Source organism: Streptomyces sp. NPDC060198, from assembly GCF_042728415.1.
In the GTDB taxonomy this organism is placed as follows: Bacteria; Actinomycetota; Actinomycetes; order Streptomycetales; family Streptomycetaceae; genus Streptomyces.
Genome location: NZ_JBHWZJ010000305.1, coordinates 1 through 8208, shown reverse-complemented (window position 1 = coordinate 8208; position 8208 = coordinate 1). Strand labels below are relative to the sequence as shown.

Below are 8208 nucleotides of genomic sequence, written 5' to 3'. Positions count from 1 at the left end.
CATCTCGACAGGAACCACATCATGACCGACCACTGGGACCATCACGTCGACCTGCTCGTCGTCGGGTCCGGGGCAGGCGGCCTGGCCGCCGCTGTCGTCGGCGCCCAGGAGGGCCTCGACGTCCTCGTACTGGAGAAGACCGAGTGGCTCGGCGGTACTTCCGCGTACTCGGCCGGCACGGCCTGGATCCCCGGACACCGCCACCAGGACGACCCGGCGGCCGACAGCGCCGCGGCACGGGACTATCTGGACACTCTCGTGGGCAACCGCGCCCCGAAGGAGCTGCGGGAGAGCTATCTCACCCACGCGCCCCGAGCCGTCGACCATCTGGAACGGATGGGGATCGGATTCCGGCACTCGGCGACAGCCGTCGACTACCACCCCGAGATACCGGGCTACGGAACGGGACGGGCTCTCGAACCCCACACCTTCGACGGACGGCTCCTCGGCAAGAAGCACTTCCGCCGCGTCCGGCGTCCGGTCAGGGAGTTCGCCCTCTTCGGCGGCACCCTCATGGTCCGCCGCGCGGAGGTCGACGAACTGCTCACCGTCTTCAGGGGATCGGCGACCGGCATGGTCACCGCGCTGCGCCTGGGCCTGCGTTGGGCAGCCGACATGCTCGGCTGGCCCCGTGGAACCCGTCTGACCATGGGAAACGCCCTCACAGCCAACCTCTACCACCAGCTTCTGGCTCGCCGCGGCGTCGTGTGGTTCACGGCACGCCCCACCGAATTGGTCACCGACGAGACCGGACGCGTGGTAGGTGCGGTGGTGACGAGCCGGGGTCGGACCGTCCGCATCGCCGCCCGTGCCGGCGTAGTCCTCGCCGGCGGCGGGTTTTCAGCCTCCCCCGAGTGGCGTGCACGCCACCTTCCCACCCCCACGGCGCAGTTCACTCGCGCGGCAGAGGGAGCCACCGGCGACTCGATGGATCTCGCACGAACGGCCGGCGGTGCGCTCCGCGAGTCGGACGGGGACAACGCCCTGTGGTTCCCGAGCTCTCTGGGCCGCCGCGGGGACGGTTCCACCGCGGTCTTCCCCCACATCTGGGACAGAGCCAGACCAGGGATCATCGCGGTCGACTCGGCGGGACGCCGGTTCGTGGACGAGTCCGTCTCCTACCACCGCTTCGTGCGCGCCATGTACGAAGCGCACGCGTCCGTACCCACGATCCCGGCCTGGCTCGTGATCGACGCACGGTCCCTGGCCGCCTACGGACTCGGCATGATCCGCCCGCACACCCCGGCCCCCTTTCTCGAACGGCACCTCCGCTCCGGATACCTGCGCAGCGGCCGGACGGTCGGCGAGCTCGCGGCCGCCATCGCGGTCGATCCCGCCGGTCTCGCCCGGACCATCGCCGACAGCAACCGCTACGCCCGGACCGGGGTCGACGAGGAGTTCGGAAAGGGCGGGCACCCGTACGGCCACCAGTACGGCGATCCGGACCACACCCCGAACGTCAACCTCGGCCCGATCGAGCGGGCCCCGTATTACGCCATCGCCGTGGTCCCGACCCCACTGGCGACCTCGCTCGGTCTCAGAACCAGTCCCGAGGCGCAGGTGCTCGACGAACGCGACCAGCCCGTCCGGGGCCTGTACACCTGTGGCAACGACGCGAACTCCCCGATGGCGGCCGAGTATCCGGGAGCGGGATGCCAGATAGGTGCCGCGCTCACCTTCGGATACCTGGCCGCTCGCCACGCGGCCCGCTCACTTCCACGCCACCACCAGCCCTGATCTCCGCCCACTTCCTCGCGTCAGGGAGAGACCATGTCGTCACCGCCCCGCTTACCGGCCCTCACGGACCCGACCTCAGCCTCCTCGGCCTGCGTGAACCCGAGCCGCACGGCTCGGACGCCCTCGCCGACGTCGAGCCCCTCGTCCGAAGCCCACGTCCACCGGCGACAGGCGCACCGGCGACGGTCGTACGTCGCAGAGGTGGCGGACGCCACGATGGCGGGCGCCGGCATTCACGGCCATGCCCTCGCACTCACTCACATCGCCCATCCCCTGGAGAAGAGCGCAAGGTGACCTCGTCCCCTCCCTCGTACCTCGTCGGGCTCATCGGCGCCGGCATCGGTCCCTCCCTCAGCCCCGCACTCCACGAACAGGAGGCGGAACAGAACGGGCTGCGGCTCGTCTACCGCACACTCGACCTGGACACACTCGGTCTCGGCGCCGACGACGTGGGCGAGCTCGTCCGCACCGCCGGCAGGCTCGGCTACAACGGCCTCAACATCACGTATCCGGGTAAGCAGACCGTCATCCCGCACCTCGACAGCCTGTCCGAGGACGCCCGCGCACTGGGCGCGGTGAACACCGTGGTGTTCGACGCCGACGGCAGTCCTCGCGGACACAACACCGACTGGAGCGGCTTCGCCGAGTCGTTCGCGCGGGGCATGCGAGACGCCCCCACCCGGCGGGTCGTGCAACTCGGCGCCGGCGGCGCCGGGGCTGCGGTGGCACACGCGATGCTCACGCTCGGGACGGATCGGCTCACCCTCATCGACACAGCACCCGACCGGGCGTCGTCGCTCGCCGCCGAACTCGCCGCCCGCTTCGGCACGGACCGGGCGGGCGCCGCATCCTGGAACGAGGCAGCCCCGCTCCTCGCGGCAGCCGATGGGCTGGTGCACGCCACCCCGACAGGAATGGCCCATCACCCGGGGCTGCCACTCGCCGCAGAACTGCTGCATCCCGGACTCTGGGTCGCCGACGTGGTCTACCGCCCGCTGGATACGGAACTGCTTCGCCGGGCGCGGGCGCTCGGCTGCCGCACGCTGGACGGCGGCGGCATGGCCGTCCACCAAGCCGCGCACGCCTTCCGGCTATTCACCGGCACCGAACCCGACCCCGACCGGATGCTCGCCCACATGGCCACCCTCGTCGCCTAGGCAGGAGCCCCACATGCGCACCTCCATCGCCACCGTCTCCCTCAGCGGATCCCTGACCGAGAAGCTGGACGCCATCGCACGAGCCGGGTTCGACGGAGTGGAGATCTTCGAGAACGACCTGCTCGGATGCCCACTCTCCCCGGAGCAGGTGCGCGAGCGAACGGAGCAACTGGGTCTCTCCATCGATCTCTACCAGCCCTTCCGGGACTTCGACTCGACCTCCCCCGAACGGTTGCGGGCCAACCTGCGCCGCGCCGAGCACAAGTTCCGGCTGATGAACCGCCTGGGCACCGACACCTTGCTCGTCTGCTCGAACGCTTCCCCCGACGCGGTCACCGACGACGACCTCGCCGCGGAGCAACTGCGGCAACTCGCCGAGCGCGCAGCCGACCACGGCATCCGCATCGCGTACGAGGCTCTGGCGTGGGGGCGGCACGTCGACACCTATCTGCACGCCTGGCGAATCGTCCGGGCCGCCGACCACCCGAACCTCGGAACCTGCCTCGACAGCTTCCACATCCTGTCTCGCGGCTCCGAACCGGAGGGCATCGAGGCCGTTCCCGGCGACAGGATCTTCTTCCTCCAGCTGGCGGACGCACCACTCCTCGCCATGGACGTGCTCCAGTGGAGCCGCCACTACCGTTGCTTCCCCGGCCAGGGCGGCTTCGACCTCGCGGCGCTCCTCGCGCACGTCCTGCGCACCGGTTACGCGGGGCCGCTCTCGCTGGAGATCTTCAACGACAGCTTCCGGCAGGCCGACGCCGGACGCACCGCCGTCGACGCGATGCGCTCGCTGAAGGCTCTGGAGGAATCCGTCGCCGACGTCCTGTCCACCGGCTCACCCCTGCCCCGCCCCGGTCAACCCGGCGGATTCGCCTTCGCCGAGATCGCTACCCCTGACCCCGAACGTCTCGGCTCCCTGCTCAGCGCCCTCGGCTTCTCCCCCACCGGGCAGCACGGCACCAAGCCGGTCGAGCTCTGGGAACAGTCCGGAGCCACGATCCTCCTCAACCGCACGGTTCCCCAGGCCGCCGACGACGGTGCCACCTCCCTGGTGGCACTCGGACTGGACTCCCCCGACCCGGCACTCTCCGCCGCACGCGCCAAGGCACTGATGTCACCCGTACTGCCCCGGGACCGGGCCCCGGACGAGGCGTTGCTCGACGCGGTGGCGGCACCGGACGGCACCGAGCTCTTCTTCTGCGACCCGGCGAAGCCACTGTGGCGCGAGGACTTCTCCCCCACCGTCCCCAGGGGCGACGCACCCGGTTCCATCCGTTCGATCGACCACGTGGTGCTCGCACACCCGTGGGACCAGTTCGACGAGGCCGCCCTCTTCTACCGCTCCGTCCTCGGCCTGAGGCCGCACGAGAGCATCGAGGTCGCCGATCCGTACGGACTCCTGCGCAGCCGCGCCATGACCAACCGGGCCGGCACGTTGCGACTGGTCCTCAACATGGCGAAAGTGGGCCCACGCGGTTTGCCGGGCCAGCACATCGCCCTCGCGGACGACGACATCCGCGCGACCGCCCGCCGACTCCGCGACCTGCCGTACACGGAGACACTGCCCATCCCCGACAACTACTACGACGATCTGCGGGCCCGCTTCGACCTCGGCGAAGAACGCCACCGGGAGCTGCGCGAACTCGGACTGCTGTACGACCGGGACGAGCACGGCGAGTTCCTGCACCTGTACACCGTCACCGTCGACCGGGTCTTCTTCGAGCTGGTCCAACGCGTCGGCGGGTACCAGGGCTTCGGCATGGCCAACGCCCCCGCCCGGCTCACGGCTCAGCACGCGCCGGCCTCTGCGCGTGCTGATGGCTGAGCCGTCGAGTGCCGATCGGCGCCGGTCCGTCGGAGGCCGCATCCCGAGGCACAGGAAAGCCTGTGGCGTCGGCGAGCGGTTCGTCCGCCCTCGGTGACGCCCTGACGAGGATCGTCGGCCGCCCGGTGGTCAGGGGTGTGGGACGAAAGGTCCCGACGGGTTGCGGGGCCCTTTGGTCCGCATCGGCCACGCGCCGGATCAGATCGCAGAAGAGTCTTCGGCGACAACGCGGCGGCCCGTGCGGCCCTGCCCGAGCTGCTGGGCGCCGGCCGCCCCGCGCCCAACGGCCACCGGGCCACCGCGCGATCCTCGGCCCGCTGCACGGCCGGCGGCGGGTCATCGGCTCGGCGGTCTTCCGGCCGCGAGAGCCAACTGCCTCGGAAGGCCCCTCGGCATCGTGGCCCCGTCCCTGGCCCATTCACTCGCCGCCGACCACGGACGACGCCGGTCCCCCGTGTCGCCCCGGCCGCTCTCGCCTCTACGTTCGCCACTTCGGTCGTGGGCGCCGTCACCTTCGCCGTGCTGTCCCTCACCCACAGCGGCGACATCGCCCCCGACTGGTACCTCGGCATCTGCTGCGGCCTCGGCGGCATGGTCGGTGGGTACGCAGGGGCACGCCTCCAGCCCCGTCTCCCGGAGCTCGCGCTGCGCCTGCTTCTGGGAGCCCTCGCCTCCACCCTCGGCGGCTTCTACGCCGCGAGGGCCCTCCTCTGCCCCGGTCCGGCACCGCCCCACAGGCCCGGGTCCGCAGAGGGCCCGGTCACACAATCGCGCGGACCGGGCAGGAGGACCCCAACACCTTGGGAGGTTGTCATGGAGAGTGACCGGATCGGGCTGGCAGAGGTGCTGGTGGCGGCGGAAGGCGCCGCGCCGGTGGATTCCCTCGACGTCGTCGCGCGCAACCTCCGCGACCGCTTCGGTGCCCGGTACGCGTCGTTCCTGTTCGTCGACGTCGTGGGCCGGCGTCTGCTGCGGGTGAGCGACACGGAGGACACGCCGCAGGAGGACCGCGCCGAGCGCGTCTCCCTTGCCGACAGCGGGGTCTACGACGAGGTCCTGCGTACGCAGAAACTGGTGCAGGCTCCGGAAGGGGAGCAGGGGCTGCGGGTGCTGGCTCCGGTGACCAACCGCGGTGACACCATCGGCGTCCTGGAACTGTTCCTGACCGTCGCTCCTCAGGACGTGCTGGACCAGGTGGAGGAGGCGGCGCACGCGCTGGCGTACATCATCGTCACCGATCGGCGCTTCACCGACCTCTACCACTGGGGCAACCGCACCACCGCCGTCAGCCTGGCGGCCGAGATCCAGCGCCAGCTCCTGCCCTCCGCGTCGGCCTGCGAAGCTGCCGAGTTCACCCTCGCCGGCGCCCTGGTTCCGGCCTCCGACATCGCCGGCGACACCTACGACTACAGCCTCGACGACAACACCCTGCACCTGTCCGTCACCGATGCCATGGGCCACGACGTCGATGCCTCGCTCATGGCCACCCTCCTCGTCAACGCCTCCCGAAACGCCCGCCGCTCCGGCGCGGACCTCGGAGAACAGGCGCGCCAGATCCATCACGCCCTCCTGGACCACGGCAGACGCACCTTCGCCACGGGGCAGCTGCTTCGCATCGCCCTGGACGGCACCGGCGCCCAGCTCGTCAACGCCGGCCATCCCTGGCCCCTACGGCTGCGCGACGGTGAGGTCAGCGAGGTGCGCCTCACGGTGAACATGCCGTTCGGCGTAGCCCTGCAAGGCCCCTACCTGGTACAGGACTTCGATCTGCGTCCTGGGGACCGGATCGTGCTCCACACCGACGGCATGCAGGAGCGCGAAGCACACCTGGTCGACCTGCCCGGCATCATCCGCGCCACCGCCTCGGACCACCCGCGCGAAGTCGTACGCGCCCTCGTCACCGCGGTCGCGGACGCCTATGAGGGACAGCCGCCCGAGGACGACGCCACCGTCCTGTGCCTGGACTGGCACGGCCCTGTCACCGGGCCCCGCCCTAAGCGCTGACGAACCGGCGTGCGTCTGCCGCTCCGCGTCGGCCCCTTTTCCCGGGATCAGAGTTGTGGGAGCTGGTCGCGATCCGTCCGCGGGGCGAGGCGTGCGGCGATGCCCGGACGATGGCGGCGGGCGGGGCGCCAGGTGGCGACCAGTGCTCCGGCCAGCAGCAGTTCGGCGATGTCGCCGCCGTAGTACATGATTTCCGCGCCGCCCCGCACGTGGTCGACGGGGGCGTGCACGTCGATGAGGAAGCCGCCGTACATCAGTTGGGAGACGGCCGCGTGCGCGGCGACGGCGACACCGAGGACCAGGAGGCGGGCGGGCACTGTCGGCCGGGAGGGCGCCGGGTCGGGGCCCGCGACGGCGTGCGCGAAGAGGCACCCGGAGAGCAGGAAGTGGGCGTGCAGGAGCCAGTGCAGGACCGGTCGTGCGGTCGTCGCGTCGTACAGGGGGGTGCCGTACACAACCGCGAGGCTCCCGGTGCTCAGCAGCAGGGCGGGAACGGGGTGGGCGGCGGCGCGCAGGGGCCGGGTGTGCAGCAGCCTGGTCAGTGATCGGGCGCGGCGGGCGGGCAGGGTCCGCAGGAGCAGCGTGACCGGTGCGCCGAGGACCAGCAGGAGTGGGGCGTACATGCCGAGCAGCAGGTGCTGGGCCATGTGACCCCGGAAGTCGGCGTGGGCGAAGGTGGACACGGGTGGGCTCAGCGCGGCGCCGAGGAGCGTGCACCCGGCGGCGAAGCTGATGGCCCGCCACCGTGTCCATCCGCGAGCGGGGTTGCGTTGCCGCGCCCGGTGGACGAGGCGAAGGTATCCGCAGGCGAGGAGTGCGGCGACGGTCAGGGGGACCCACGACTCCCACGCGTCGGCGCCTGCCTGATGGGCGTGCGTGGCGTGGTCCGTCACCGGCCCGGCACCCCTGGCGAAGCCGGCTCTTCCGGGTCGAGGGGCCTGCCGCCGCGCCGCAGAAGGTACCCGGCGACGAGGAGTACGGCCCCCAGGGCGAGGAAGCCCAGGTCCCACCAGATGCGGTGGGGGCCGTCGTGGACGTGGTGGATGCCCAGGATCTGGTGGTCCAGCAGCCCTTCGACGAGATTGAACAGGCCCCAGCCGGCGAGGACCCACCCCCACAGCACCCGGGAGGTCCACACCCTGCGCCGGCCGTGGGTGACCCGGGAGTAGAGGACGGCGAGGCCCGTGAGGACGGCCAGCCAGCAGATCGTGTGGAACACGCCGTCCCACACGGTGTTCATCTCCAGCCCGGAGACCGTATGCGGCGAGTAGTACTTCACGCCGATCCGGTCGTCGTTGGTGCTGGTGAGCATGTGGTGCCATTGCAGGAGCTGGTGGAGCAGGATGCCGTCGACGAATCCGCCGAGCCCTACTCCCAGCAGGATGCCCGGCAGCCGGATGCTGACGGGCAGGGTGTGCTCCGCCGGGCGGGCCGTGCTCGTGACCATCGTCGCTCTCCTCTCGGGTACGCGTCGTGCGGAAG

The 8208-nt window shown here is 71.1% G+C and carries 7 protein-coding genes; 5 read left to right on the top strand and 2 right to left on the bottom strand.

The annotated features are described in order from the left end of the window. The 5 genes from ACFWEP_RS27295 to ACFWEP_RS27275 form a co-directional block, all read left to right on the top strand. Positions 1 to 1737: FAD-dependent oxidoreductase (locus tag ACFWEP_RS27295; RefSeq protein ID WP_387373820.1), on the top strand; the 1737-nt coding region annotated here is incomplete at its 5' end. A 33-nt stretch (positions 1738 to 1770) separates the two neighbouring features. Beyond that, positions 1771 to 2031, top strand: a complete 261-nt coding sequence (locus tag ACFWEP_RS27290) for a type II 3-dehydroquinate dehydratase (RefSeq protein WP_387373818.1) — start codon at positions 1771 to 1773, stop codon at positions 2029 to 2031. Continuing rightward, positions 2028 to 2894: a shikimate dehydrogenase gene (locus tag ACFWEP_RS27285; protein WP_387373816.1), complete on the top strand. Its 867-nt coding sequence runs from the start codon at positions 2028 to 2030 to the stop codon at positions 2892 to 2894. Before ACFWEP_RS27290 ends, ACFWEP_RS27285 begins: the two co-directional genes overlap by 4 nt. 13 nt (positions 2895 to 2907) lie before the next feature. Next, positions 2908 to 4722, top strand: a complete 1815-nt coding sequence (locus ACFWEP_RS27280) for a bifunctional sugar phosphate isomerase/epimerase/4-hydroxyphenylpyruvate dioxygenase family protein (protein WP_387373814.1) — start codon at positions 2908 to 2910, stop codon at positions 4720 to 4722. An 813-nt stretch (positions 4723 to 5535) separates the two neighbouring features. After that, a complete protein-coding gene (locus tag ACFWEP_RS27275; protein ID WP_387373822.1) occupies positions 5536 to 6726 on the top strand; it encodes a PP2C family protein-serine/threonine phosphatase in 1191 nt (396 codons plus the stop codon). 47 nt (positions 6727 to 6773) lie between these two features. Here the strand turns inward: ACFWEP_RS27275 and ACFWEP_RS27270 are convergent, their stop codons facing one another. Together ACFWEP_RS27270 and ACFWEP_RS27265 are read right to left on the bottom strand one after the other, a co-directional pair. Continuing rightward, the gene (locus tag ACFWEP_RS27270; protein ID WP_387373812.1) at positions 6774 to 7619 is read right to left on the bottom strand and encodes a cytochrome c oxidase assembly protein; all 846 of its coding nucleotides are present in this window, start codon (positions 7617 to 7619) and stop codon (positions 6774 to 6776) included. Next, positions 7616 to 8173 carry a DUF2243 domain-containing protein gene (locus tag ACFWEP_RS27265; protein ID WP_387373811.1) on the bottom strand — a complete coding sequence of 186 codons (558 nt, stop codon included), beginning with the start codon at positions 8171 to 8173 and terminating at the stop codon, positions 7616 to 7618. Before ACFWEP_RS27265 ends, ACFWEP_RS27270 begins: the two co-directional genes overlap by 4 nt. Positions 8174 to 8208: the final 35 nt, after the last annotated feature.

Excerpts from the sequence above, each read along its gene's own strand:
- ACFWEP_RS27290 (WP_387373818.1), top strand. The coding sequence starts at position 1,771 with ATGTCGTCACCGCCCCGCTTACCGGCCCTCACGGACCCGACCTCAGCC.
- ACFWEP_RS27280 (WP_387373814.1), top strand. The coding sequence starts at position 2,908 with ATGCGCACCTCCATCGCCACCGTCTCCCTCAGCGGATCCCTGACCGAG.
- ACFWEP_RS27275 (WP_387373822.1), top strand. The coding sequence starts at position 5,536 with ATGGAGAGTGACCGGATCGGGCTGGCAGAGGTGCTGGTGGCGGCGGAA.
- ACFWEP_RS27265 (WP_387373811.1), bottom strand. The coding sequence starts at position 8,173 with ATGGTCACGAGCACGGCCCGCCCGGCGGAGCACACCCTGCCCGTCAGC.